This is a genomic window from Streptomyces sp. AM6-12, assembly GCF_044327085.1.
Lineage (GTDB): Bacteria > Actinomycetota > Actinomycetes > Streptomycetales > Streptomycetaceae > Streptomyces.
Genome location: NZ_JBIQWN010000001.1, coordinates 5,191,510 through 5,215,579 on the forward strand (window position 1 = coordinate 5,191,510; position 24,070 = coordinate 5,215,579).

At 73.1% G+C, this 24,070-nt stretch carries 22 protein-coding genes; 10 read left to right on the plus strand and 12 right to left on the minus strand.

Annotated features, from left to right (window positions below; all coding sequences use genetic code 11):
- Positions 1-59: 59 nt before the first annotated feature.
- Together ACE4Q9_RS23565 and ACE4Q9_RS23570 are read left to right on the plus strand one after the other, a co-directional pair.
- A complete protein-coding gene (locus ACE4Q9_RS23565; protein WP_397986214.1) occupies positions 60-1,052 on the plus strand; it encodes a small ribosomal subunit Rsm22 family protein in 993 nt (330 codons plus the stop codon).
- 106 nt (positions 1,053-1,158) lie between these two features.
- Positions 1,159-1,902 carry a bifunctional DNA primase/polymerase gene (locus ACE4Q9_RS23570; RefSeq protein WP_397986215.1) on the plus strand — a complete coding sequence of 248 codons (744 nt, stop codon included), beginning with the start codon at positions 1,159-1,161 and terminating at the stop codon, positions 1,900-1,902.
- Between the two features lie 10 nt (positions 1,903-1,912).
- On the opposite strand, the gene ACE4Q9_RS23575 is transcribed toward ACE4Q9_RS23570, so the two are convergent.
- The 4 genes from ACE4Q9_RS23575 to efeO are packed head-to-tail and all read right to left on the minus strand — an operon-like array spanning position 1,913 to position 6,130.
- The gene (locus ACE4Q9_RS23575; RefSeq protein WP_397986216.1) at positions 1,913-2,905 is read right to left on the minus strand and encodes a hypothetical protein; all 993 of its coding nucleotides are present in this window, start codon (positions 2,903-2,905) and stop codon (positions 1,913-1,915) included.
- Complete coding sequence (efeU, locus tag ACE4Q9_RS23580; RefSeq protein WP_397986217.1) at positions 2,865-3,737, minus strand: iron uptake transporter permease EfeU; 873 nt, start codon at positions 3,735-3,737, stop codon at positions 2,865-2,867. The genes ACE4Q9_RS23575 and efeU overlap by 41 nt, the downstream gene beginning before the upstream one ends.
- Before the next feature lie 3 nt (positions 3,738-3,740).
- The gene (efeB, locus tag ACE4Q9_RS23585) at positions 3,741-4,982 is read right to left on the minus strand and encodes an iron uptake transporter deferrochelatase/peroxidase subunit (protein WP_397986218.1); all 1,242 of its coding nucleotides are present in this window, start codon (positions 4,980-4,982) and stop codon (positions 3,741-3,743) included.
- Positions 4,983-4,993: 11 nt separating this feature from the next.
- Positions 4,994-6,130, minus strand: coding sequence for an iron uptake system protein EfeO (gene efeO / locus ACE4Q9_RS23590; RefSeq protein ID WP_397986219.1), 1,137 nt, complete (start codon positions 6,128-6,130; stop codon positions 4,994-4,996).
- Between the two features lie 373 nt (positions 6,131-6,503).
- Between efeO and ACE4Q9_RS23595 the strand changes: the two genes are divergently transcribed.
- Positions 6,504-7,148 carry a PhzF family phenazine biosynthesis protein gene (locus ACE4Q9_RS23595; protein WP_397986220.1) on the plus strand — a complete coding sequence of 215 codons (645 nt, stop codon included), beginning with the start codon at positions 6,504-6,506 and terminating at the stop codon, positions 7,146-7,148.
- A 20-nt stretch (positions 7,149-7,168) separates the two neighbouring features.
- On the opposite strand, the gene ACE4Q9_RS23600 is transcribed toward ACE4Q9_RS23595, so the two are convergent.
- Positions 7,169-7,816: a heme oxygenase (biliverdin-producing) gene (locus ACE4Q9_RS23600; protein WP_397986221.1), complete on the minus strand. Its 648-nt coding sequence runs from the start codon at positions 7,814-7,816 to the stop codon at positions 7,169-7,171.
- 144 nt (positions 7,817-7,960) lie between these two features.
- Positions 7,961-8,818: a type I methionyl aminopeptidase gene (map, locus tag ACE4Q9_RS23605; RefSeq protein WP_397986222.1), complete on the minus strand. Its 858-nt coding sequence runs from the start codon at positions 8,816-8,818 to the stop codon at positions 7,961-7,963.
- A 63-nt stretch (positions 8,819-8,881) separates the two neighbouring features.
- Here map and ACE4Q9_RS23610 point away from each other — a divergent pair, with 63 nt between their 5' ends.
- The gene (locus ACE4Q9_RS23610) at positions 8,882-9,139 is read left to right on the plus strand and encodes a hypothetical protein (protein ID WP_397986223.1); all 258 of its coding nucleotides are present in this window, start codon (positions 8,882-8,884) and stop codon (positions 9,137-9,139) included.
- On the opposite strand, the gene ACE4Q9_RS23615 is transcribed toward ACE4Q9_RS23610, so the two are convergent.
- On the minus strand, positions 9,140-10,417 hold the full coding sequence (locus tag ACE4Q9_RS23615; RefSeq protein ID WP_397986224.1) for an MFS transporter: 1,278 nt from the start codon (positions 10,415-10,417) through the stop codon (positions 9,140-9,142). It lies immediately after the preceding gene.
- A 435-nt stretch (positions 10,418-10,852) separates the two neighbouring features.
- On the opposite strand from ACE4Q9_RS23615, the gene npdG reads away from it, so the two are divergent.
- Together npdG and ACE4Q9_RS23625 are read left to right on the plus strand one after the other, a co-directional pair.
- Positions 10,853-11,557, plus strand: a complete 705-nt coding sequence (gene npdG, locus ACE4Q9_RS23620; RefSeq protein ID WP_397986225.1) for an NADPH-dependent F420 reductase — start codon at positions 10,853-10,855, stop codon at positions 11,555-11,557.
- A gap of 51 nt (positions 11,558-11,608) precedes the next feature.
- Complete coding sequence (locus ACE4Q9_RS23625) at positions 11,609-11,848, plus strand: hypothetical protein (RefSeq protein ID WP_397987310.1); 240 nt, start codon at positions 11,609-11,611, stop codon at positions 11,846-11,848.
- Here the strand turns inward: ACE4Q9_RS23625 and ACE4Q9_RS23630 are convergent.
- A complete protein-coding gene (locus ACE4Q9_RS23630; RefSeq protein WP_397986226.1) occupies positions 11,838-12,641 on the minus strand; it encodes a site-2 protease family protein in 804 nt (267 codons plus the stop codon). The two genes, ACE4Q9_RS23625 and ACE4Q9_RS23630, sit on opposite strands and share 11 nt — an antisense overlap.
- 158 nt (positions 12,642-12,799) lie before the next feature.
- On the opposite strand from ACE4Q9_RS23630, the gene ACE4Q9_RS23635 reads away from it, so the two are divergent.
- Positions 12,800-13,243 carry a DUF6578 domain-containing protein gene (locus ACE4Q9_RS23635; RefSeq protein WP_397986227.1) on the plus strand — a complete coding sequence of 148 codons (444 nt, stop codon included), beginning with the start codon at positions 12,800-12,802 and terminating at the stop codon, positions 13,241-13,243.
- Between the two features lie 128 nt (positions 13,244-13,371).
- Positions 13,372-16,953 (plus strand): AfsR/SARP family transcriptional regulator, encoded by a 3,582-nt coding sequence (locus ACE4Q9_RS23640; protein ID WP_397986228.1) that lies wholly within the window; start codon positions 13,372-13,374, stop codon positions 16,951-16,953.
- Between the two features lie 14 nt (positions 16,954-16,967).
- Here ACE4Q9_RS23640 and ACE4Q9_RS23645 read toward each other — a convergent pair whose 3' ends face one another.
- Positions 16,968-17,783: an ABC transporter permease gene (locus ACE4Q9_RS23645; RefSeq protein ID WP_397986229.1), complete on the minus strand. Its 816-nt coding sequence runs from the start codon at positions 17,781-17,783 to the stop codon at positions 16,968-16,970.
- Positions 17,780-18,805, minus strand: coding sequence for an ATP-binding cassette domain-containing protein (locus ACE4Q9_RS23650; RefSeq protein ID WP_397986230.1), 1,026 nt, complete (start codon positions 18,803-18,805; stop codon positions 17,780-17,782). Before ACE4Q9_RS23650 ends, ACE4Q9_RS23645 begins: the two co-directional genes overlap by 4 nt.
- Before the next feature lie 103 nt (positions 18,806-18,908).
- Here ACE4Q9_RS23650 and ACE4Q9_RS23655 point away from each other — a divergent pair, with 103 nt between their 5' ends.
- Positions 18,909-19,787 carry a class I SAM-dependent methyltransferase gene (locus ACE4Q9_RS23655; protein ID WP_397986231.1) on the plus strand — a complete coding sequence of 293 codons (879 nt, stop codon included), beginning with the start codon at positions 18,909-18,911 and terminating at the stop codon, positions 19,785-19,787.
- A 36-nt stretch (positions 19,788-19,823) separates the two neighbouring features.
- On the opposite strand, the gene ACE4Q9_RS23660 is transcribed toward ACE4Q9_RS23655, so the two are convergent.
- Positions 19,824-21,215 (minus strand): HEAT repeat domain-containing protein, encoded by a 1,392-nt coding sequence (locus tag ACE4Q9_RS23660; protein WP_397986232.1) that lies wholly within the window; start codon positions 21,213-21,215, stop codon positions 19,824-19,826.
- A gap of 162 nt (positions 21,216-21,377) precedes the next feature.
- Entirely contained in the window at positions 21,378-22,244 is an 867-nt protein-coding gene (panB, locus tag ACE4Q9_RS23665; RefSeq protein WP_397986233.1) for a 3-methyl-2-oxobutanoate hydroxymethyltransferase, read from the minus strand.
- A 228-nt stretch (positions 22,245-22,472) separates the two neighbouring features.
- Between panB and ACE4Q9_RS23670 the strand changes: the two genes are divergently transcribed.
- A complete protein-coding gene (locus ACE4Q9_RS23670; protein WP_397986234.1) occupies positions 22,473-24,059 on the plus strand; it encodes an MFS transporter in 1,587 nt (528 codons plus the stop codon).
- The last annotated feature ends 11 nt before the right edge of the window (positions 24,060-24,070 follow it).

A 24,070-nucleotide genomic window follows, 5' to 3' on the forward strand; every position in this document is an offset into this window, starting at 1 on the left:
GGCCGTCGGCCGGGTCGGGGCCGGTCCGCTGCTCCCGGCGCGCGCCATAGAATCTCCAGGTGACCGCCCCCGTACCACCGGCCGACGTCCTCCGCCGGAGCCTCGCCGAGATGCTCGACGGGCTCCCGCCCAGCCAGGCCGCCGGAGCCGTCGAACGGCTGATCGCCACCTACCGCGGCGACACCCCGACCCACGCGCCGATCCTCCGCGACCGCGCCGACGTCGCCGCCTATGCCGCCTACCGGATGCCGGCCACCTTCCAGGCCGTGCGCTCGGCCCTCGCGGCGTTCGCCGACGCCGTTCCCGGCTGGGTGCCCGGCAGCCATGTGGACGTCGGTGGCGGCACCGGCGCCGCGACCTGGGCGGTGACCGACACCTGGGCCGGCACCCGCCCGGTCACCGTCCTCGACTGGGCCGAGCCCGCGCTCGCCCTCGGCCGGGAGCTGGCCGCCGCCAACCCCGCCCTGGCCCAAGCCCGCTGGCAGCGCGCCCGCATCGGCGCCGCGCTCGCCCTGGACCCCACCGACCTGCTCACGGTGTCGTACGTCCTGAACGAGCTGGCCGAGTCCGACCGCACCGCGCTCGTGGACGCCGCCGCGGCCGCAGCGCAGACCGTGGTGATCGTGGAGGCCGGCACGCCCGCCGGGTACGCGCGGGTCATCGAGGCCCGCGACCGGCTGATCCGCGCCGGGTTCCGCGTCGCCGCGCCCTGCCCGCACAGCGCCGCCTGCCCGATCGCGCCCGGCGCCGACTGGTGCCACTTCTCCGCCCGCGTCCCCCGCTCTTCCCTGCACCGCAGGGTCAAGGGCGGCTCCCTGGCCTACGAGGACGAGAAGTTCTCCTACGTCGCCGCCACCCGCCTGCCCGCCGGGCCCGCCCCCGCCCGCGTCGTCCGCCGCCCCCAGATCCGCAAGGGCCAGGTGCTCCTGGACCTGTGCGAGGCGGACGAGCGACTGAGCCGTACGACGATCACCAAACGCCACGGCGACCTGTACAAGTCGGCCCGCGACACGGACTGGGGCGCGGCCTGGCCCCCGGAATCGGCGCTGTGAGGTACGTCTCGTCCGATTCCCCCCGTATCCACCTGCCGCCCCCCGAAGCGCACGAAGGTGGGACCATGAGGCATGCTGTCCGCACACCAGCGAGGCGAGGGGATTGATGAGCGGGACGTTCGGCGGCCACAGCGGCCGGCAGGGCAAACTCTCCCAGTGGCTGCGCGGACGGCGCCCCAAGGAGGACGCCGCCGGCGACGGCGGCCGTGAGGCCCTGCTGCTCGCCGCCGCCGAGGCGGGCCTGCCGCTCGCGCCCGCCGCGTACCCGGCGCCCGGCTACCGCTGTTCCTGCGACCGCGTGGGCTGTCCCACCCCGGCCCGGCACCCCGTGTCGTTCGCCTGGCAGACGCAGTCCACGATCGACCGCCCGCAGATCGAGCGCTGGGCCCGGCACCAGCCGCAGGCCAACTTCATCACCGCGACCGGCATGGTCCACGACGTCCTGGACGTGCCCCTGGAGGCCGGCCGGGAGGCGCTGGAGCGGCTGCTCGCCGAGGGCGTCGAGGTGGGGCCGGTCGCCGAGAGCGACGACGGCCGGATGCTGTTCTTCACCCTCACCCGCGGCACCCCCGAGGACGAGGACGAGTGGTGGCCCTGTGAACTGGATTGCCACCCCGAGACCATGGCCGAGCACCCCGGCCTGCGCTGGCACTGCCGGGGCTCCTACGTCCTCGTACCCCCTGCCCGCCTGCCCGGCGACGACGGCCAGCAGGTCCGCTGGGTGCGCGGCCCCGAGCATCCGCTGCCCGAGCCCCTGACCCTGCTGGAATCCCTCACCGACGCCTGCGCCCGGCACGCCGCGGGGGAGTCCGCCTCCCACCTCGACCGGCCCTGGCCACTGCGCAACTGACCGGGCGGGGCTACTCGCCCTTCGCCCCCGTCACACCGTTCACCTTCGCCACGATCGACACCTTCCCCTTGCCCGCCGGGTCCAGCGCGGCCTGCCCGGCCACCGACTCCAGCGTGAGGGACTGGTGGATCTCACCCGTGGTGAGGGCCTGCACGGCCTTGCTGGGCGTCGGCACCGAGGTGTTGGCGGCGGCGGTCTGCTTCTCGTAGTGGTGCGTGCTGAAGAAGACCAGCGCGCCGCCGTCCGCCGTGCGCAGCGCGAGCGGGGCGTAGTCGCCATGGGTCAGCGGCTGGTCGATGTACTGGCGCACGAGACCCGGCTTGCGGGCCTGGGTCCGCCGATAAGCGCGCAACTCGCTGGTGTTCGGCCCGTCGGCGAACGTGGTGCCGCCCTTCTTCAGGTAGTCGGCGTACGAGCGGCTCAACTCATCGGGCTGGACGGCCAGTTGAGTCGAGGACACCGGCACCGCCTCGCCCCACCCGTCCTTGTCCTTGGCGAACTCCGGTACGGCGCCGGGCGCGGCCAGCGTCAGATACGCCACCCGCCACCGCTCGCCCAGATCCGCCCGCGTGAACACCAGCAGCCAGCGGTAGTCACCGCCCTTGTTGGCCCGCGCGTCCGCGAGGAACCAGCGGGGCCAGCCCGCCTTCTCGGGGATCGTGATCTGCACGTCCGACAGCTTCAGCGGGACGTGACCCGCGTTGCCGGACGGGCTGGCGACGTGCCCCGCCTTCAGCCGGGCGGCGTCGATGTCGGCGAACGGACCGGTGACATAGGGCGCGTCCAGCGAACGGTCGTACGCCTTGTCGGCCTTGTTGTACGCCTCGGTGAACGCGGCCACCGCCTTCGCGGCCTCGGTCCGGGTGGCGCCGGGCAGCACCACCCGCTCCCCGTGCACCACCACGCACCCGCTCGCCGTGCAGGACAACGCGGTCAGCGCCGCCGCGAGCAGTGCGTTCCGGTCACGCCGGCGAAGCCGTCGAGGGCTGCGTTCCCTGGTCATCGGGCTCCTTCACCTTCCCCTTCCCGGAGGCGAACCCTACCGGGGCGAGGAACGCCGTGAGCACCGGGACCAAGTACAGGGCCCAGACCGTGACCTGGACGACCGTCGGGTCCGGCTGGAAGTTGAACACGCCCTTCAGCAGCGTGCCGTACCAGCTGTCCGGCTCGACGGTGTCGCTGATGTCGAAGGCCAGGTGGGTGAGTCCGGGGAGCCAGCCGGCCTCCTGGAGGTCGTGGAAGCCGTACGCCAGCACGCCCGCCGCGACCACGACCAGCATCCCGCCGGTCCAGGTGAAGAACTTCGCCAGGTTGATGCGCAGCGCGCCCCGGTAGAACAGCCAGCCCAGCAGTACCGCGGTGGCGAGGCCGAGGGCGACGCCGATCAGCGGGCGCGGGGTGCCGTCGCCGGCCGCGTGCACCGAGGCCCACACGAACAGCGCGGTCTCCAGGCCCTCCCGGCCGACCGCGAGGAACGCCGTGGCGACCAGCGCGCCGGTGCCCATCGCGAGTGCCGCGTCCAGCTTGGCGCCCAGCTCGGACTTCAGGTGCCGGGCGGTGCGCCGCATCCAGAACACCATCCAGGTCACCAGGCCCACGGCGAGGACCGACAGCGAGCCGCCGAGCGCCTCCTGCGCCTGGAACGTCATCTCCTGGGAGCCGAATTCGAGCGCGCAGCCGAAGCCCAACGCCAGCGCGACCGCGACGGCGATGCCGGTCCAGATCGGCCGCAGGGCGTCCCGGCGGCCGGTCTTGACCAGGTAGGCGACCAGGATGCAGACGACGAGCGACGCCTCCAGGCCCTCCCGCAGGCCGATCAGGTAGTTGGAGAACACGGGCTACGCCTCCTTGGAGAACAGTGAACGGCCCCACCAGTCGCCGGCGTCCCGGACGCCCGGCGGGATGGCGAAGACCGCCGAACCCACGTGCTGGATGTACTCGTTGAGGGCGTCGTGCGCCGCCAGCCTGCGCTGGAGCGGGATGAAGCCGTGGCGCACATCGCGCTGGTAGGCGAGGAAGAACAGGCCCGCGTCCAGCCGGCCGAGGCCGTCGGTGCCGTCGGTGAAGGAGTAGCCGCGGCGCAGGATGGTGATCCCGCCGTTGGCGTCCGGGTGCGCGAGCCGTACGTGCGCGGTGGGCTTCATGGCCTTCAGGAAGGGCTCGTCGTGCTCGCCCGCCTTGCCGGCCGGCGCGCCCTCGCGCTTGTCCCGCCCGAACACGTCCTCCTGTTCCTGGAGCGACGTGCGGTCCCAGGTCTCGATGTTCATCCGGATGCGCCGGGTGACCAGGTACGAGCCGCCGGTCATCCAGTCCGGGCCGTCCTTGTCGCCGACCCACACGTGCTTGTCCAGCCGGTCGGTCTCGGTGCCCGCGATGTTGCGGGTGCCGTCCTTGAAGCCGAACAGGTTGCGCGGGGTCTGCGCGTCCGGGGTGGTCGAGGAGGTCTTGCCGAAGCCGAGCTGGGACCAGCGCACGGCGACCTTGCCGAAGCCGATGCGGGCGAGGTTGCGGATGGCGTGCACGGCGACCTGGGGGTCGTCCGCGCAGGCCTGGACGCACAGATCGCCGCCGGTGCGGGTCCTGTCCACGTTGTCGCCGGGGAACGCGGGCAGGTCGACGAGGGCCGCGGGCCGTTCGCTGCGCAGCCCGAACTTGTCGAACAGGGAGGGGCCGAAGCCGATGGTCAGGGTCAGCCGGCACGGGGTGAGGTCCAGCGCCTCGCCGGTGTCGTCCGGCGGGGCCTCGGGGAGCCCGCCGTAGGCGCCCGCGCCGACCGGCTTGCCCGCGGTCATCCGCCGGGCCGCCGCCGTCCAGTCCTTCAGCAACCGGACGAACTCCTCGCGGTCGTCGGTCTGCACGTCGAACGCGGCGAAGTGCAGCCGGTCCTGCACGGGCGTCGCGATGCCCGCCTGGTGGGCGCCGTGGAACTCCACCGCGCCGCCGGCCGCCTCCGCAGTCCCCGCCCCCGCGTTGGTCAGCGCGACCGCGCCCCCGGCCGCCACGGCCCCGAGCGCGATCCCGGCCCCGCCCCAGCCGATCAGCGCCCGGCGAGAGGGACGGCTCTCCTCGATCTCGGTCATCCGCCCGGCCCTTACTTGACGACCGCGGCGGCGAGCTTGGACAGCGGCTCGGCGAGCGCGTTCACCGCGTCCGACAGCTCCTTGCGCTGGGCCTCGGTGACCTTGTCGTATGAGACGAAGCCGTACGACGTCTGCTGCGAGCGGTAGCCGTCCAGCACCTTGTCCAGCGCGGCGAACTGCTTGTCCAGCTCCTTGGCGAGCGCCGGGGCGTTCTTCGCGGCGACCGGCTTGAGCAGTTCGTACGACTTCTGCGCGCCCTCGACGTTGCCCTCGAAGTCGGCCAGGTCGGTGTGCGCGTAGCGGTCCTCCTCGCCGGTGACCTTGCCGGTGGCGACCTCGTCCAGCAGCTCCTTGGCGCCGTTGGCCATGGACGTCGGGGTGATCTCGGCCTTGCCGACCCGCCGCTGCCAGTCCTCCAGGTCGCTCACGAGCTGGTCGGCGAGGGTCTTCTCCTCGGCGCCGATCTTGTTGTCGGCCCACAGCGCCTTCTCCAGGCGGTGCCAGCCGGTCCACTTCTGGCCCTTCTCCAGGCCGTCGGCGCGGGTGTCGGTCTTCGGGTCGATGTCACCGAAGGACTCCGCGACCGGCTCGGTGCGCTCCCAGCCCAGGCGCGAGGGGGCGTACGCCTTCCTGGCGGCGTCGAGGTCGCCCGCCTTGATGGCGTCGGCGAACTTCCGCGCGAGCGGCACGGTGGCGTCGGCCTGGTCCTGGACGTACTGCCGGTACGCGGCGACCGCCTGGTCCAGCTTGGGATCGCGCCGGGCCGCCGCCGAACCACCGGTGACGGTGAGCTTCTGCCGGACGCCGTGGCCCTTCATACCGGGGCGGCAGGCGATCTCGTACGATCCCGCCTTCACCTCGGCGGTCAGCGTGTACTTGGTGCCGGGGCCGATGTTCTCCTTCTCCGAGACGATCCGGTCGTCCGGGAAGAGGATCTCCACCTCGGTGGCCCGCGAGCCCTTGTTCTCTATCTTCAGGGTGACCTGGCCGGCCGGGACCGAGGTGGCGGAGGTGTCGCACGCCGAGTCCGCGGCGGTGACCCGGATGGCGTCGCCGCCCCCGGCCTCGCTCTTGGCGGTGCAGGCCGAAAGTGCGGTCAGGGCGGCCGCGGTGGCGGCGGCGATGACGGTCGGACGGACGGCACGCATACGGACTCCCTGACGATCCAGTGTGGTGAGGCTGCCCTAACTTACCTGACCCTTACCCTCCTCATACCCCCGGGTGACGTGATCCGGCTCTCAGGGCGCGCGCCTCGGGTCGAAGGCGACACCGGTGCCGCGGGGGTGGGCGAACACCTTCACCGGGTGCTCGTACACCCCGGACAGCGGCCGCTCGGCGAAGACTTCGGCCGGTCGCCCCTCGGATCATGCGGCACGACCACCTCGGCGAGGCGCGGGGGCGTGCGCGGGTGACGCCCTGACCGGACTGCCCCATGAGTCCGCCGCTCTCCCCGCCCGGCCCCCGGCCGGCGGCGCCCCCGGCCGGACGCGCGCGTGGGGCGGGCGGTGTTTCAATGCGCGTGTGACTGACTACGACGTACTGCGCGTCTTCTGCGCACCGCACGGCGGCTACGGCAATGAACTCGGCGTCGTCCGCGACGGCTCCAGGCTGCCCGGGCGCGCCGACCGGCAGGCGCTCGCCGGCAAACTCGGGTTCAGTGAGACCGTGTTCGTGGACGACCCCGAGCGCGGCGTGATCGACATCTACACGCCCTCCTCCCGGCTGCCGTTCGCCGGATACCCGTGCGTCGGCGCCGCCTGGCTGCTGGACGTGCCCGAACTCGTCGTACCCGCCGGTGCGGTGGGCGCCCGACAGGACGGCGAGTTCTGCTGGATCGAGGCCCGCCCGGAGTGGCCCGAGCCGCGCACCCTGCGCCAGTACGCCACGCCGGCGGAGGTCGACGCGCTCCAAGTACCCGCACCCGGCGAGTGGTTGTACGCGTGGGCGTGGGAGGACGAGGCGGCCGGGCGGATCAGGGCGCGCGGCTTTCCCGGTCGCGGCGACGGCATCGAGGAGGACGAGGCCACGGGCGCGGCCGCGATCCAGCTCACCGCCCGACTGGGCCGCGCCCTCAACATCACCCAGGGCAAGGGCTCCCAGCTCCTCACCGCGCCGCAGCCGGCGGGCTGGGTGGAACTGGGTGGCCGGGTCTTCCTGGAGCGCTGACCCGGCCGCGGGCCGCGGGGTCAGGCGGAGAGCGCGAACTCCTCGCCCAGCGCCCGGAAGACGGCCGTGTTCAGGGCGAACGCCCGCTTGCACTCGGCCACGACGCGCTGCTTCTCCAGGTCGTCCGCCGGTATCCGGTCCAGCAGCTCCCGGTACTCGCGCTTGAACGCGGCCGGATTGGCGAGCTCCTCGAAGACGTAGAAGCGCACGCCGTCGCCCTTGCGGGCGAAGCCCCAGGTCTTCTCCGCCCGGTCGCGGATGATCTGACCGCCCGACAGGTCGCCCAGGTAACGGGTGTAGTGGTGGGCGACGTAACCGCCGGGCCACCGCGCGGCGCACTCCCGTACCCGGTCGGCGTACTCGCGCGTCGCGGGCAGGGCGCTCAGGCCCGCCCGCCAGTCCGGGCCCCGCAGATGCGCCATGTCCTGCTCCAGGGCGGCCAGCCGCAGCAGTTCCGGCCGGATGAACGGACCCGCCACCGGGTCCCCGGCCAGCCGCCCGGCCGCGCTCTCCAGCGCCTCGTACACGAACCACAGCTGTTCGGTGTAGCGGGCGTAGGCGTCCACACCGAGCCGGCCGCCGAGCAGATCGCTCATGAACGCCGAGGTTTCCGCCTCCGTGTGCTGTTCGTGGGACGCGGTGCGGATGAGGCGCGAGAAGGAGTCCATGACCCACATCCTCTAAGGTAAGCCTTACCTAAGTCAATGACCTTGCCGACTTCGCGTCGGCACCTTTGCCGACACCGTGTCGGTAAAATCGTACAAGAGAAAACCCGCCCTCGCAGGGGCGGGTTTCCGTCGGCGAGTGCCGGCTCAGGGCAGCGTCAGGATCTCCGCGCCGTCGTCCGTGACCACCAGGGTGTGCTCGAACTGCGCGGTCCGCTTGCGGTCCTTCGTCACGACCGTCCAGCCGTCGTCCCACATGTCGTACTCGTGCGTGCCCAGCGTCAGCATCGGCTCGATGGTGAAGGTCATGCCCGGCCGCATCACCGTGGTCGCGTGCGGGCTGTCGTAGTGCGGGATGATCAGCCCGGAGTGGAACGACGAGTTGATGCCGTGCCCGGTGAAGTCCCGCACCACGCCGTAGCCGAACCGCTTGGCGTACGACTCGATGACCCGGCCGATGATGTTGATCTGCCGGCCCGGCTTGACGGCCCTGATCGCCCGGTCGAGGGCCTCGCGGGTGCGCTCCACCAGCAGCCGCGACTCCTCGTCCACGTCCCCGACCAGGTACGTGGCGTTGTTGTCGCCGTGCACCCCGCCGATGTAGGCGGTCACGTCCAGGTTGACGATGTCGCCGTCCCTGAGGACCGTCGAGTCCGGGATGCCGTGGCAGATGACCTCGTTGACCGAGGTGCACAGGGACTTGGGGAAGCCGCGGTAGCCGAGCGTGGACGGGTAGGCGCCGTGGTCGCACATGTACTCATGGGCCACCTTGTCCAGCTGGTCCGTGGTGACGCCGGGCGCGATGATCTTCGCGGCCTCCTCCATCGCCCGCGCGGCGATCCGCCCGGCGACCCGCATCGCCTCGACGGTCTCCGGGGTCTGCACCTCGGGCCCGGTGTACGGCGCCGGCGCGGGCTTGCCGACGTACTCGGGGCGACGGATGTTCCCCGGAACGGAACGGATGGGGGACTGTTCCCCCGGTACGAGCAGCGACTGGCCAGACATGTCAGGGAGTCTATCCACGCGGACATGGGGGAACATGTCGGTGGTCGGCGAGAGGAGCGGTCCATGGCCCTGTTCAAGAAGCGCACGGTGGGCAAGCCGGGCGAGTGGTACTACTGCCTGGAGCACAAGAAGGTCGAGGAAGGGCCCGACTGCCCGGGCAAGGACCGGTTCGGGCCGTACGCCTCCCCCGAGGAGGCCCGGCACGCGATGGAGCTGGCGGCCGAGCGCAATCTGGAGTGGGAGAACGACCCGCGGTGGCACGACGCCTCCAAGTCGGACTCCGGCGACCCCGGGGGCTCCGGAGGCTCGGGCGGGAAGTGATCAGGCCCTCGCGGCGGCGGCCCCGGCGCGGCGCTCCCGCATCCGCACCGCGTGCTGGTTCGTCCGCGCGTCATAGGCCATGAGGCCCGGCAGGCACAGCGCGAGCAGCCCCACCACGCCCGCGCAGGCCAGACCGCCGCACGCGATGGACGTGCGCAGCCCCGTCCACGCGGCGAGGCCGCCCGCGCGTACCTGGCCCAGCTGAGGACCCACGGAGTAGGACAGCAGTTCGATCCCGGCGAGCCGGCCGCGCAGCTCGTCGGGGATCGTCTGGTTCCACATGGCGGACCGGAAGATGCCGCTGACCATGTCGAACCCGCCGCCGATGGCGAGCAGGAGCAGCACCAGCCAGACGTTCCGGGTCAGCCCCACCGCCGCGATCGACAGGCCCCAGCCGGCCGCCGCCAGCACCACCATCAGGCCGTGCCGGTGCACCCGCGAGGCCCAGCCGCTGACCAGGCTCACCAGCAGCGACCCCGCCGGGATGCTCGCGTACATCAGCCCGAGCGCCCAGTCTGCGCCCAGCTCGTCGGCGAGGAACGGCAGCACCGCGAGCGGCATCGCCAGGGTCATCGCCGCGATGTCCACGACGTACGTGCCGAGGAGTTCCTTGCGGCGCCATGCGTACCGGGCGCCCTCCGCGATCGCCCGCAGCGACGGCTTCGCGGCCTCGTGGGCGGCGGGGGAGACCGCGATCCGCGCGAGATACGCCAGCGAGACGGCGAAGGTCAGCACATCGGCGGCGTACGCCCAGGCCAGGCCCGCGTAAGCCACGACCACGCCCGCGAGTGCCGGGCCGGCGACGCCGCCCATCGTCCAGCGCAGCGAGTTCAGCGAGGCCGCGGCGGGCAGGTCGTCATGGGCGACGATCCTCGGCCACAGCGACTCCAGGGCGGGGCGCTGCACCGCGCCGAGCCCGGAGGAGAGCGCGGCGACGGCGTACAGCGGCCAGCCGGCGGGGCTCGGCAGCAGGGCGTTGAGCAGCAGCACCGCGCTGAGCAGGCCCTGGCCGGCCTCCGTCCATATGATCAGGCCCCGCTTCTCCAGCGCGTCGGCGAGCGCACCGCCGTACAGACCGCACACGATCAACGGCAGCAGCTCCACCGCGCCGATCGCCCCGACGGCCGCCGTGGAGTGCGTGAGGTCCTTCAGCTGGACGGGCAGCGCGACGAGGGTCAGGAAACTGCCGAAGTTGCTGATCAGCCCGGACTTCCACAGCCGTCGGAAGTCAGCGGAAGCCCGCCAGGGAGCGAGATCGGGAAGCAGCGCGGAGGTCATCCTGAGCATGTTCGGACGAGGGGACCACCAGAGCAACCGCTTTTCCCCGCAAGTACCCGCCGCCCATGCTCGGCCACGCCTTGCCCGTCCCCGTCTCCGTCCGCCCCGTCTCGGGTCGCACCCCGGCCTTCCCGCCGGCGCCCCGCCCATCCTCGTCCGCGCCCGGTCTTCCCGGTCACACCTGCCCCTCCCCGCCGGCGCCTCGCCCACCCTCGCCCGCACCCGGATCTCCCCGGCCGCTCCCGCCCTTTCCGGTCGCGCGCCGCCCTCTCCGCTCCCGCCCTTTCCGGTCGCGCGCCGCTCTCTCCGCTCCCGCCCTTTCCGGTCGCGCGCCGATCTCCCGGCTCCCGTCCCGTCCCGGTCGCGCGCCGGTCTCCCCGGCCGCGCCCCGGGCTTCGCGGCCGCGGGCCGTGTCCGGCGACGTAGAGTCGCCCCATGACCTCTACCGACAGCGCACAGAAGGCCCCCGCCAAGGACCCCTGGGATCTGCCCGATGTCTCCGGGTACGTCGTCGGCGTGCTCGGCGGTACCGGACCGCAGGGCAAGGGCCTCGCCTACCGGCTCGCCAGGGCCGGCCAGAAGGTGATCATCGGCTCCCGGTCCGCCGACCGCGCCCGTGCCGCCGCGGACGAACTCGGGCACGGTGTCGAGGGCGCCGACAATGCCGAGGCCGCGCGCCGCAGCGACATCGTGATCGTCGCCGTACCGTGGGACGGGCACGGCGACACGCTGAAGTCGCTCGCCGCCGACCTTGCCGGCAAGCTCGTCGTGGACTGCGTCAACCCGCTCGGCTTCGACAAGAAGGGTGCCTACGCGCTCAAGCCCGAGGAGGGCAGCGCCGCCGAGCAGGCCGCCGCCCTGCTCCCGGACTCGCGGGTCACCGCCGCCTTCCACCACCTGTCCGCCGTCCTGCTCCAGGACCCGGAGATCGAGCAGATCGACACCGACGTCATGGTGCTCGGCGAGGAGCGCGCCGACGTGGAGATCGTCCAGGCGCTGGCCGGCCGCATCCCCGGCATGCGCGGCATCTTCGCCGGCCGGCTGCGCAACGCCCACCAGGTCGAGTCCCTGGTCGCCAACCTGATCTCGGTCAACCGCCGCTACAAGGCGCACGCGGGGCTCCGGCTCACCGACGTGTGAGCCGTTCGTCCGGCACGCGCGGGCCGACCTTCCTATGAGCCGGCCATGGCCATGGGGGACACTGTTCGCCGTAGCAGTGTCCCCCGACAGGAGCCATCCGTCATGCCCCGCATCGCCCTCTACACCCTCGTCGTCTGCGTCCTCTCGCTGGCCGCGGCCGTGGTCTCCTTCGTGCAGGGCAGCTGGCTGGGGATCGTCTGGGTGCTGCTGGCGGGCCTGTCGTCCAACATGACCTGGTACTACGTCAAGCGTGCCCGAGCCGCCGCGCGCCAGGAGCCGGTCACGAACTGACCGTGCACACCTCCGGGGTGCCGCTCCAGAAGCGGTAGAGCCAGTACCCGCAGTCCGAGTAGGCCGTCTCCACCCCGAGCCCGCGCAGGATGTCGTCGATCAGGCCGAAGAACGCGCTGTTCAGCGACGGGATCCACAGCAGCGCGAACACGATCAGCAGCCCGAACATGGGGAACGCCTCCACCTGCCGCTTCACGCCGTACGGCAGCCAGGGCTCCAGTACGCCGTACCCGTCCAGTCCCGGTACCGGCAGGAGGTTCAGCAGCGCCGCCGTCACCTGGAGCAGCGCGAGGAACGCCAGCGCGAAGCGGAAGGTCATCGGCACCCCGTCGAGCGCGTGCAGCCAGAACGGCGCGGTGCACACCGCCGCGAACAGCGCGTTCGTCAGCGGGCCCGCCGCCGAGATCAGGCTCAGCCGCAGACGGCCCCGGATCCGGCCGCGCTCGATGAACACCGCGCCGCCCGGCAGACCGATCCCGCCCATGATCACGAACAGCACCGGCAGCACGATGCTCAGCAGCGCGTGCGTGTACTTCAGCGGGTTCAGCGTGAGATAGCCCTTCGCGCCGATCGTGATGTCGCCGCTGTGCAGGGCGGTGCGCGCGTGCGCGTATTCGTGCAGGCACAGGGAGACGACCCAGGCGGCGGTCACGAACAGGAACACCGCGATACCCGGCCGCGCCGCGTACCCGGTCCAGGTGGCCCAGCCGGCCACGGCGGCGACGGCCAGGATCCCGATGAACACCGGGCTGATCCCGCGGTCGCCGGGACGTCGGGTGGTGGCGGTGGTCATGGGCGGCTCCTGAGCTGGGGGGACGGATGTACGCCCGACCGTACGGGCGGTGGGTGGACGGGCGGTGGACAGGTGGGCGGATCGGGTCGGCGGGGCGGTCCCGGCCGACACGCGGAAAACGTCTCGCACGCGCCGTCCGGTTCCTGGAGAGTGGGTGAATGCCACGGAAGAGGGTGTTCTGCGCGGACTGGCAGCTGGGCTGCCGCGGGGAACCGTTCGCGGTGGGCGACGAGGTGACCTGGGCGCTGGTCCCCTACGGCGCGCAGGACCGGCGCAGCGGTGTGGGTCACGGCGCCGAGGCACGGGTGGAGAACCACGGCGGGCCCGACGAGCGGTCCGCGGGCCGGGTCCGCGCGATCGAACTCGTGCAGCGGGATCACACTCCTCACCCCGCCGCTCCCGAGCCGGGGCTGGTCCCCCGTCCCGCGGGGTGCCGCCTGGACCCGGTTGCCGGGTCCGTGACAATGGAGTCCGCCGACACCTGCCCGAGGTGGTTCGAGGAGACCACCCCAGGCGCGGCGGACGGCCCGGTCCGCATCCGTCGTACCGTGGGCGTCCTCGTCACCCTGGACATCACCGGGAGCGCCCGCCGCGCCCGATGACCCCCGCCGGAAGCGGACGCCGCATCCGGTGACCCCGCCGGGAGCGCCCGCCGCCCCGGTGACCCCGCCGGATGCGCCGATCGCCTCCGGTGACCACCCCCTGACCGCTTCCCGAGCCTCCGGAGACAATGGACCCCGTGCGCTATCGCCTTCTCGGCCCCACCCAGGCGCTCCGCCCCGACGGTACGGCCGTCCCGGTCGGCGGAGCCCGGCTGCGTGCGCTGCTCACCGTGCTGGCGCTGCGGGCCGGGCGGACCGTGCCGGTGGGCGTGCTGGTGGACGAGGTGTGGGGCGGGGAACCGCCCGCCGACGCCGCCGGCGCGCTCCAGGCGCTCGTGGGCCGGCTGCGGCGCGCGCTCGGCGCGGAAGCCGTGGCCTCCGCCGACGGCGGGTACCGGCTCGTCGCCACCGCCGACGACATCGACCTCACCCGCTTCGACCGGCTGACCGGCGACGGCCTCGCCGCCCTCGCCGAGGGCGACCCCGCCAAGGCCGCCGGACTGCTGGACGACGCCCTCGCCCTGTGGCACGGCCAGGCCCTCGCCGACCTGCCCGACCGCACCGCCGAGGCCGCCCGCTGGGAGACGCGCCGCCTCGACGCCCAGCGCGCCCGGCACGCCGCGGCCCTCGCCCTCGGGCAGGCCGAGAGCGCCCTGCCGGAACTGACCGCCCTGTGCGACGCCCATCCCCTGGACGAACCCCTCCAGGCGCTGCGGCTGCGGGCCCTGCGCGATCTCGGCCGCCCGGCCCAGGCACTCGCCGGGTACGAGGACGTACGACGCCTCCTCGCCGACCGCCTCGGCTCCGATCCGGGCGCCGAACTGCGCGCCCTGCACGCGGAGTTGCTGGGGGCGGACGGCGGGTCCGGACGCGATCCGGGTGCGGCGCGCGGCGGTTGGAGCGGTCGGCGTGACGGGTCCGGCGCCCGCGACGGCACCGGCGCGCCGACCGGCGGCCGGCCCGGTGATGTCGTCCGGGATCTCCACCCCGGCCCACGTACCCCCACCCACCGGCACCACACGCCCGATCAGTTCCACACGCCCGGCCGGCATCACGCCCCCGACCGGCACCACACGCCCGAGCGCCATCCCACCCCCGGCCGGCATCACACGCCCGACCAGTTCCACGTGCCCGACGGGTCCCGGACGCCCGACACGGCCCCCGCCCCGCTCCACCCGCCCGCCCGCTCCCACGCCCCCGGCGGGCCCGCCCAGGGCAACCTCCCCGCCCGCCTCACCTCCTTCGTCGGCCGCGAAGCCGACCTCGCGGCCCTGGGCGGCGACCTCGCGACCGCCCGCCTCGTGACCCTGCTCGGGCCCGGCGGCGCGGGCAAGACCCGGCTCTCCCAGGAGGCCGCGGCGGCGGTACGGCACTCCGTGCGCGACGGGGTGTGGCTCGCCGAACTCGCCCCCGTGGACGACCCGGAGGCCGTACCCCAGGCCGTCCTCACCGCGATCGGCGCCCGCGAGACCGTGCTGCACGGCGCCGGTGCCGAGTCCATGCGGGCGGTGGTCGACGGGCACGAACCGCTGGACCGGCTGGTGGAGCACTGCGCCCGGCGCCGGATGCTGATCATCCTCGACAACTGCGAGCATGTCATCGACGCCGCCGCCCGGCTCGCCGAACGGCTGCTGGCCCGCTGCCCCGAGCTGACCGTCCTCGCCACCAGCCGCGAACCCCTCGGCGTGCCGGGGGAGTTGGTGCGCCCGGTGGAGCCGCTGCCGGAACCCGTCGCACTGCGGCTGTTCGCCGAACGCGGCGCGGCGGCCCGGCCCGGCTTCCGGGTCGCGGACGATCCGGCGGCGTGCGCCGAGATCTGCCGCCGCCTCGACGGACTGCCCCTCGCCATCGAACTGGCGGCGGCCCGGCTGCGGATGCTGACGCCCCGCCAGATCGCCGACCGTCTCGACGACCGGTTCCGGCTGCTCACCTCCGGCAGCCGCACCGTGCTGCCCCGCCAGCAGACCCTGCGCGCCGTCGTGGACTGGTCCTGGGACCTGCTGGACGCCGGCGAACGCGAGGTGCTCGCCCGGCTGTCCGTCTTCGCGGGCGGCTGCGACCTGGCCGCCGCCGAGGCCGTGTGCGGGCCCGCCGCCCTGGACGCCGTCGGCTCCCTGGTCGACAAGTCCCTGGTGGTGGCCGCCCCTTCGGCCGACGGCACCATGCGCTACCGGCTCCTGGAGACCGTCGCCGAGTACGCCGCCGAGCGGCTCGCGGAGAACGGTCACCGCGCCGGGGCCGAGCGCGCCCACCTGACGTACTACCGCGAACTCGCCCGCACCACCGACCCGTTGCTGCGCGGCCCCCGGCAGCGCGCCGCGATCGAACGCTTCCAGCTGGAGTACGAGAACCTGCGCACCGCCCTGCGGCACGCCGTCGCCGCGCGCGACGAGCAGGAGGGGCTGTGCCTGGTGCTGTCCCTGCTGTGGTTCTGGCAGATGCGGGACCAGCGCCTGGAGACCCGCACCTGGTGCCGTGAGGTGATGGCGCTCGGACCGGACCCCTTCACCGAACCGCTGCGCCGCGCCGAGCCGGTGTGGCAGCGCTGCACCGAGACCCCGCCGCCCTACACCGGCGAAGTCCTCGAAGAGGCCCGGCGCGGTGTCCACCTCGCCCATATCGCTTGCATGGACACCGAGTTGGACGCCTGGCAGACCCCCGAGGCGCAGGCCAAGCTGCGCCTCGTCGCCCAGGTCTACGAGCCGGGGCTGCCGCAGACCTGCTGGTCGCCCGGCATGGTGTGGTTCTTCGCCGTGATGCTCACGGGAGGGGCGGAGCGGATCCGGACGATCGCCGACGCCAACGTGGAGACCTGCCGCAGCGCCCCCGGCTTCGAGTGGGAGCTGGCCGGTGCCCTCCAGATGCGCGCCAACTTCCTCGCCAACCGCACCGCCTGGGCCGGTGACGCCACCCGTGACGCCGACGAGGCGCTCGCCATCTACCGCCGCCTCGGCGACGACTGGGGCACCGCCGAGGCGCTGTCCGCACGCGGCGAGGCCCATGAGCGCAAGGGCCTGTACGACGCGGCCGCCGCCGACTACCGGGCGGCCATCGAGCACGCCGAAAGCCTCGGCGCCCGCGCCCAGACCGCCGTGCTCGGCGCCCGCCTCGGCAGTGTCCTCATGGAGTCGGGCGAGCAGGAGGAGGGCGAGCGGATGCTGCGGGAGGTCGTGGAGAGCCAGCACGCCATGCACACCGAGGCGATGCCCGCCGCCCGGCTCTTCCTGGCCTGCTGGCTGGGCCTGACCGGGCGCACCGCGGAGGCGCGCGAACAACTCCAGCTGCTGCGTGAGGAGTTCAGGATCTCCAACTTCGTCGTCTTCGACGCGCTGCTGCTCTGCCAGGAGGCCTGGGTGGACGCGATGGACGACTGCGACGCGGAGGCGCTGGAAAAGATCCGCGCGGCACTCGGGCACGCGACCGACCCGCTCGCCGAGGCCGTCATCCCCCAACTGTCCTCCACCGCCCTCACCGTGGGCGCCATGGCGCTCGCCCGCACCGACTCCGGGGCCCGCGCCGCCGACGCCGCCCGGATGCTGGCGGCCGCCGACCAGTTGCTGCCCGCCGGCCATGTCCTCTCCGGTGTGGAGCGCCGGGGCCGCGCCATCACCGAGGGCCGGATCCGGGAGGCGCTGGACGAGGAGTCGTACGAGCGGGCGTACGCCGAAGGCGGCGGCCTCTCCCTCGCGGAGGCCACCGCCCTGCTGTGAGACCGGCGTGAACGTCAGCTCTTGGTACGGAACTTGTGGATCGCGACCGGTGCCATCACCGCGGTGATCGCCACCGACCAGCCCACGGTCACCCACAGATCGTGCGTCACCGGGCCGCCGGTCATCAGGCCGCGGGCCGCGTCGGCGAGCGTGGACAGCGGGTTGTAGTCGGTGAAGGCCCGGAGCCAGCCCGGCATCGACGAGGTCGGCGCGAAGATCGAGGAGCCGAACTGGAGCGGGAACAGCACCAGGAAGCCGACGCCCTGCACGGACTGCGCGCTCTTGAGGATCACGCCGAGGGTGAGGAACACCCACATGATCGAGGAGGCGAACAGCGCCGACAGACCCACGGTCGCGAACAGCCCCGGCCAGCTGGTGATGTGGAAACCGACCAGCACGGCGACGACCATCAAGATGGCGGTCGCGAACAGCATCCGGCCCAGCTCGACCGCGATCTTCGCGAACAGCACCGAGCCGCGCCCGATCGGCAGCGACCGGAACCGGTCCATCACACCACTGTTGAAGTCCTGGCTGAAGCCGGTGCCGACGCCCTGGGACAGGGTCATGCTCATCATCGCCAGCATGCCCGGAATGACGTACTGGACGTATCTCTCCTGGCCGCCGCCGAGCGCCTGCCCGATCGAGCCGCCGAAGACGTACACGAACAGCAGCGTGAAGACGATCGGCATCAGCAGCGCGTCGAACATCGACTCCGGGTCCTGCCGGATCCACAGCAGGTTGCGCCGGATGAGCGCGCCGGTGTGCCGCAGGTGCCCGCGCAGCGGGATGCGGACGTCGTCGGCGGTGGCGGGAGACGGATAGGCGCTCATACGGCGACCTCCTGGCGGGCGTCGGCGGGCTCGGTGTCCTGGGCGTCGCCGGCGCGGTGGCCGGTAAGCGAGAGGAACACCTCGTCCAGGCTGGGCAGTTCGGTGGTGATGGAGGAGAGGGTGATGCCGCGCGCGGTGACCGCGCCGACCACCGCGGTCAGCTGCTCGTCGCTGAGGATCGGCACCAGCAGGGTGCCGGTCTCACCGTCGACGGTGGTGGCGGCGAGGCCGGTGATGCCCAGCTCGTCCAGCATCGAGGCGAGCGGGCGCAGTTCCAGCGGGTCCGCCGGGCGCACGCGCAGGGTACGGCCGCCGACCCGTGCCTTCAGCTCCTCGATGCCGCCGGTCGCGATCACCTTGCCGCGGTCCACCACGGTCAGCTCCGAGGCGAGCTGCTCGGCCTCCTCCATGTACTGGGTGGTGAGCAGCACGGTCACGCCTTCGCCCACCATCGCCTGGACCTCCTCCCACACCTCGTTGCGGGTGCGGGGGTCGAGGCCGGTCGTCGGCTCGTCCAGGTACAGCACGGCCGGGCGGCCGATCATCGAGGCGGCGAGGTCCAGCCGGCGGCGCATACCGCCGGAGTAGGTGCTCGCCGGGCGCTTGGCGGCCTCCGTCAGGGAGAACCGCTCCAGCAGCTCGTCGGCGCGGCTGCGGGCGTCCTTGCGGGACAGGTCCAGCAGCCGGCCGATCATGTACAGGTTCTCCCAGCCGGGGAGCTTCTCGTCCACGGAGGCGTACTGGCCGGTCAGACCTATCACCTTCCGCAGCTGCCGGGGCTGCCGCAGCACGTCGTACCCGGCCACCGTCGCCTGCCCGGCGTCCGGGGTGATCAGGGTCGACAGGATCCGCACCAGCGTGGTCTTGCCGGCGCCGTTCGGCCCGAGCACGCCCATCACGGTGCCCTCGCGCACGTCCAGGTCGACGCCGTCCAGCGCCTTGGTCTCGCCGTAGTGCTTGACCAGTCCCCGCACCGTCACGGCGTTGCGTCCGCCGCCGGGGTTCTCATCGATTCGCGTCATGCCCCCGACAGTGCCAGGCCCCACCGACAAACCGCCGACAGCGAGCCGACAGGGCGCCGACAGCCCCGCACGGGGCGGTGGCGGGTGGTGTTGAATCGGCCGCATGAGCGAGAACGAGCGCGCGGCGAGCCGTACGGCGGTGCTGGTCTGCCAGGGGCGGGCGGCCGCCGACGGCAGGGCGGCGGTGGGCCGGTTCGCCGATCCGGTGGCGGTACGGCTGCTGCGGGCCGGGGAGCGGGCGCCGGTGGACGAGGTGCGCGCGGGCGCCCCGCCGCGGGGCCGGCAGGCGCGCATGGCGTACGAGGGCGTGCGGGCGTGCGCGGAGGTGGTGGTGGCGCGGACGGTCGCGATCGACGAGGCGCTGCGCGCCCATCCGGCCGGCCAGCTGGTGATCCTGGGCGCCGGTCTCGACACCCGTGCGTGGCGGCTGCCGGAGCTGGCGCGGACGGATGTCTGGGAGGTCGACCATCCGGCCTCCCAGCGGGACAAACGCGCCCGCCTCACGGAGGCGGGCCCCGGCCTGCCGGCCACCGCCCGGTCCGTACGGTTCACCCCCGTCGACTTCGCCGCCGGTGATCTCGGCGCCGCGCTGGCCGCCGCCGGACACGACCCCTCGGCGCCGACGACCTGGCTGTGGGAGGGCGTCGTCCCCTACCTGACCCGCGACCAGGTGCGCGCCACCCTGACCGCCCTCACCGCCCGGACGGCCCCCGGCAGCGCCCTCGTCGTCAACTACCAGACCCCGTCCCTGAAGGTCGCCGCGGGCCGCCTGCTGGCCCGGCTGCTCGGCGACTCCGTCACCGCGGGCGAGCCCTGGCGCTCCCTGTGGCAGCCGGCGCGGATGGCCGTCCTGCTCGGCGCGTACGGCCTGCGCGTGACCTCCGACGACGACCTCCTCGCCGTCGCCCGCTCCCTGGGCACCCCGTCCCGGAGCCGAACGTCCCTGGCCTCGGGCCGTGTTGCCGTGGCGGAGCGCCGCTGAGGCGGGCGGTTCCGGCAGCGGCCCGCGGCGCTCTCCTCAGCTTCCGCCGGGCCGGTTGCGGAACCGGTAGTGCCAGTGCGCGGACACCCGGTGGTCCTCCTCGAAGCCGGGCCCGAGCGGACCCACCCGCTCGTACGCCGCGTCGGTGCGCGGGTCGTCCCGCACGGCGAGGGCGCAGGCAGCCTCCAGGCGCAGGCTCTGGTCCTCCTCGTCCAGCAGGGCGACGAGCGCCTCCATGACCGCGGCCGTCCGGTCGCGGGAGCCGGCCAGGGAGGCGGCGGCCCGGACCCGGACGGCGGGATCGGGGTCCCGGAGCAGGGCGAGCAGGCTCTCCCGGACCGCCGCCGGGTCGGGGGAGCGGCCGAGGACCTCGGCGACGACGTGCCGGACCCCGGCGTCGGAGTCGCGCGCCAGACCGAGCAGGACGGTCCCGGCGGGCCCGGTCGGCGGCAGGCAGTACGGCACCACGCGGCGCACCCGCGGATCGGGATGGTCGGCATGGCGCAGCCCGATGGCCTCCTGGCCGGGATGGTCGGCGTCCGTGTAGACCTCCAGGACGGCGGCGAGCACCTCGCCGTCCGGCTCGTCCCGTGCCCACCGGGCCAGGAAGTCGGCGTCTTTCGCGGTGTCCGGACGGCCGACGTGGGCCGCCAGGAAGCGCCGGAACCGCAGGACATCGGCGAGCAGCCGGCGGTGGACGGGGTCGGGGTGCCGGCGCAGGGCCGCCAGCTCCGACCAGTCCCGCGGGTTCCTGCGGCAGGCGAGGGCGTGCCGCGCGGCGGACCAGTTGGCGTCGAGCGGGTCCGGGTACGGCACGGCGCGCGCCACCAGCTCGGCCACCGGCGGCAGGACGCCGAACTCCCGCTCCAGATCGCTGAGTACACCGCTGTGGCCCGCCCGGACGGTGAGCCCGCCGAGCGTCAGCTCCTCGATGTCCGTGTACTCCTCCTCGACCATTCGCCGGGTGACCGGGCCCAAGTCCCCTGTGCGGCGGCGCAGTTCCGCGGCGGCGCCCGTCTCGTGCCAGTGCCGGGCGAGATCGAGCAGCCGCTGCCGCTCGCTCCCGGCGATCCGCAGCCGCGGGTCCGTGCCGAGCGTGGCGCCGACCAGTGCCGGGGAACCGAGGTCGACGGCCCGCAGGAGCGGTGTCGTCCCGTCCGGCAGGACGACGTCCGGGTCGGCGCCGCCGTCCGTCAGCGCCCCGGCGCTCGCGTGGTCGAATCCGCGCACGGCGGCACAGAGCAGCGGAAGTCCGTCGGGTCCCGGCGTATGCGGATCGGCGCCGTCGGCCAGGCAGTCCGCCACCGCGCGGGCGTCCCCGGCCAGCACCGCCGCCACCAGGCGGCCGTTCACGTCGGCCGCCGTCAGACTGCCGTTCCCGTCGTCCGGTTCGCGCGGCTCGTCCGGCGCATGGCGCGGTGCGGTCATCTTCCCCCCAGGTGATCCACCGGACATCGCAGCGGGCATCCCCCCGGACATCCACCGGGCCTCACGGTATCCGGCACGGGGGCAGCCCCGCCGACGGGGGACGATCGACGGGGCTGCCGGGTGGTGCCGCGGTGGTCCGGGGCCGGGCCGCTCAGGGCACGGTCAGTGGACGGAGTGCTCCTCCGCGGGGAAGGAACCGCCGACCACGTCCTGGGCGAAGGACTTCGCCGCGGTGCCCATCACGTCGCGCAGGTCGGCGTACTTCTTGACGAACTTGGGCACGCGCCCGGAGGTCAGGCCCAGCATGTCCGTCCACACCAGGACCTGCGCGTCGGTGTCGGGACCGGCGCCGATGCCGACCGTGGGGATCTGGAGCGAGCGCGTCACCTCGGCGGCGAGCTCGGCCGGGACCAGTTCGAGCACGACCGCGAACGCGCCCGCGTCCTGGACCGCCTTGGCGTCCTGGAGCAGCCGCGCGGCCGCCTCCTCGCCGCGCCCCTGGACGCGGTAGCCCATCGCGTTGACGGACTGCGGGGTCAGCCCGATGTGGGCCATGACCGGGATGCCGGCCTCGACCAGCAGCCGGATCTGTTCGTGCGAGCGCTGGCCGCCCTCCAGCTTGACCGCGCCGACCCCGGCCTCCTTCACCAGCCGGGTGGCCGAGCGCAGCGCCTGCACCGCGCCCTCCTGGTACGTGCCGAAGGGCAGGTCGGCGACGATCAGGGCGCGGCTGGTGCCCCGGACGACCGCCGACGAGAGCACCGTCATCTCGTCCAGGGTGACGGGCACCGTCGTGTCGTAGCCGAGGTGGCAGTTGCCCGCCGAGTCGCCGACCAGCAGGACCGGGATGCCGGCCTCGTCGAAGACGGACGCGGTCATCGCGTCGTAGGCGGTGAGCATGGGCCACTTCTCGCCGCGTTCCTTGGCGAGGGCGATGTCGCGGACCGTGATGCGGCGCGTGCCCTTCCCCCCGTACAGCGTCTTGCTGCCGTCGGAGGGCTTGTTCTGGGCAGCCGGAAGCTGCGTCATGGCAACGGCTCCTTCAAGTCATCTCGAGGCGCCCTGACGGCGTCCCCGGATCGCTCCCATGGTGGCACCTCGTGCCATCCAGGGCCAGAGGGGGTCCTGTGATCCTCCTCGGCGCCGAACCCGTCCCTCCGTTTCCGGGCAATGTCAATCCCCCGAACGGGTAAGTTATCGGCAAAGAGATTCCGATACGAGACGGTTCCGTATCGGAATCCCTCTACGCTCGAACACATGACAACTTCCGTCCCTGCCTCTCGCATACCCGAGGCGGTGCACCGCCGCCGTTGGGCGATCCTCGGCGTGTTGATGTTGAGCCTGCTCATCGTGGTGCTCGACAACTCGATCCTGAACGTCGCCATCAAGACCATCTCCACCCCGGCCCCCGTCGGCCTGGGCGCCACGCAGAGCCAGATCGAGTGGGCGATCAACGCGTACACCCTCGTCTTCGCGGGCCTGCTGTTCACCTCCGGTCTGATCGGTGACCGGCTCGGCCGCAAGAAGGTGCTGCTGGGCGGCATCGCCGTCTTCGGCATCGGCTCCGCCCTCGCCGCCGAGTCCGGCTCGCCGGGCCAGCTGATCGCCTACCGCGCGCTGATGGCCCTCGGTGCCGCGTTCGTCATGCCGGCCACGCTCGCCGTCCTGATGAACGTCTTCGAGCGCGAGGAGCAGCCGAAGGCCATCGGCATCTGGGCCGGCGGCGTCGGCCTCGCCATCGCCATCGGCCCGATCACCGGCGGCGCCCTCCTCGACCACTTCTGGTGGGGCTCGGTCTTCTTCGTCAACGTGCCGATCGTGATCATCGCGCTGGTGCTGATGATCTGGCTCGTGCCCGACTCCCGCGACCCGAACCCCGGCCGCCTCGACCCGGTCGGCGTCGTCCTGTCCGTCGTCGGCCTCGTCCTGCTGGTCTACGGCATCATCAAGGGCGGCCAGCTGGCGGACTTCACCGACCCGACCGTGCTCGCCACGATCGGCGCGGGCATCGTCGTACTCGCCGCGTTCGTGGTGTTCGAGAAGCGCAGCGACCACCCGTCGCTGGACGTGACCTACTTCAAGAACAAGGTGTTCTCCAGCGCCATGGCCGCCATCGCGCTGGTCTTCTTCGCGCTGATGGGCGTCACCTTCTTCTCGGTCTTCTACACCCAGAGCGTGCGGGGCTACTCGCCGCTCCAGTCCGGCCTGCTGATGCTGCCGCTGGCCGCCGCGCAGATGATCTTCGCACCGCGCGCCCGCCTGGTGGTCCAGCGGTTCGGCAACAAGGCCACGACGACCGCCGGCCTGGTGGTGATCGCCGGCACCCTGGCCACCTTCGCCACCTTCGACGCCGACACGCCGATCTGGCTGCTGGAGGTCGTCTTCTTCCTGATGGGCACCGGCATGGCGCACATCATGACGCCGACCTCCGTCGTCATCATGCAGGCGCTGCCGCGCGAGAAGGCCGGCTCCGCCTCCGCGCTGAGCAACACCTTCCGCCAGGTCGGCGGCGCCCTCGGCATCGCCGTCCTCGGCTCGGTGCTCGCCACCGCCTACCGCAACGGCATCGAGGACAAGCTCACCGTGCTGCCCGCCGCCCTGCGCGGCAAGGCCGGCGACTCCATCGAGGCCACCCTCGGCATCGCCGACAAGCTCGGCCCGCGGGGCAGGCTCCTGGTCGGCCCGGCCGACGACGCGTTCCTGCACGCCATGCACGTCACCGCCTTCTGGGGCGCGGGCGTGGCGCTGGTCGGCGCCGTGATCACGGCCCTGTACCTGCCGGGCAAGGCGCGGCCGGACGAGCAGGAGAACGAAGGACAGGAACTGGTCGCCGCGATGGACTGACGTCATGGACC

Excerpts from the sequence above, each read along its gene's own strand:
- ACE4Q9_RS23575 (WP_397986216.1), bottom strand. The coding sequence starts at position 2,905 with ATGACCAGGGAACGCAGCCCTCGACGGCTTCGCCGGCGTGACCGGAAC.
- ACE4Q9_RS23615 (WP_397986224.1), bottom strand. The coding sequence starts at position 10,417 with ATGACCTCCGCGCTGCTTCCCGATCTCGCTCCCTGGCGGGCTTCCGCT.
- panB (WP_397986233.1), bottom strand. The coding sequence starts at position 22,244 with ATGACGCAGCTTCCGGCTGCCCAGAACAAGCCCTCCGACGGCAGCAAG.
- npdG (WP_397986225.1), top strand. The coding sequence starts at position 10,853 with ATGACCTCTACCGACAGCGCACAGAAGGCCCCCGCCAAGGACCCCTGG.
- ACE4Q9_RS23655 (WP_397986231.1), top strand. The coding sequence starts at position 18,909 with ATGAGCGAGAACGAGCGCGCGGCGAGCCGTACGGCGGTGCTGGTCTGC.
- ACE4Q9_RS23640 (WP_397986228.1), top strand. The coding sequence starts at position 13,372 with ATGGACCCCGTGCGCTATCGCCTTCTCGGCCCCACCCAGGCGCTCCGC.
- ACE4Q9_RS23645 (WP_397986229.1), bottom strand. The coding sequence starts at position 17,783 with ATGAGCGCCTATCCGTCTCCCGCCACCGCCGACGACGTCCGCATCCCG.
- ACE4Q9_RS23630 (WP_397986226.1), bottom strand. The coding sequence starts at position 12,641 with ATGACCACCGCCACCACCCGACGTCCCGGCGACCGCGGGATCAGCCCG.
- ACE4Q9_RS23570 (WP_397986215.1), top strand. The coding sequence starts at position 1,159 with ATGAGCGGGACGTTCGGCGGCCACAGCGGCCGGCAGGGCAAACTCTCC.
- ACE4Q9_RS23600 (WP_397986221.1), bottom strand. The coding sequence starts at position 7,816 with ATGGACTCCTTCTCGCGCCTCATCCGCACCGCGTCCCACGAACAGCAC.
- efeO (WP_397986219.1), bottom strand. The coding sequence starts at position 6,130 with ATGCGTGCCGTCCGTCCGACCGTCATCGCCGCCGCCACCGCGGCCGCC.
- efeB (WP_397986218.1), bottom strand. The coding sequence starts at position 4,982 with ATGACCGAGATCGAGGAGAGCCGTCCCTCTCGCCGGGCGCTGATCGGC.
- ACE4Q9_RS23660 (WP_397986232.1), bottom strand. The coding sequence starts at position 21,215 with ATGACCGCACCGCGCCATGCGCCGGACGAGCCGCGCGAACCGGACGAC.
- ACE4Q9_RS23625 (WP_397987310.1), top strand. The coding sequence starts at position 11,609 with ATGGGGGACACTGTTCGCCGTAGCAGTGTCCCCCGACAGGAGCCATCC.
- ACE4Q9_RS23650 (WP_397986230.1), bottom strand. The coding sequence starts at position 18,805 with ATGACGCGAATCGATGAGAACCCCGGCGGCGGACGCAACGCCGTGACG.
- map (WP_397986222.1), bottom strand. The coding sequence starts at position 8,818 with ATGTCTGGCCAGTCGCTGCTCGTACCGGGGGAACAGTCCCCCATCCGT.
- ACE4Q9_RS23670 (WP_397986234.1), top strand. The coding sequence starts at position 22,473 with ATGACAACTTCCGTCCCTGCCTCTCGCATACCCGAGGCGGTGCACCGC.
- ACE4Q9_RS23610 (WP_397986223.1), top strand. The coding sequence starts at position 8,882 with ATGGCCCTGTTCAAGAAGCGCACGGTGGGCAAGCCGGGCGAGTGGTAC.
- ACE4Q9_RS23635 (WP_397986227.1), top strand. The coding sequence starts at position 12,800 with ATGCCACGGAAGAGGGTGTTCTGCGCGGACTGGCAGCTGGGCTGCCGC.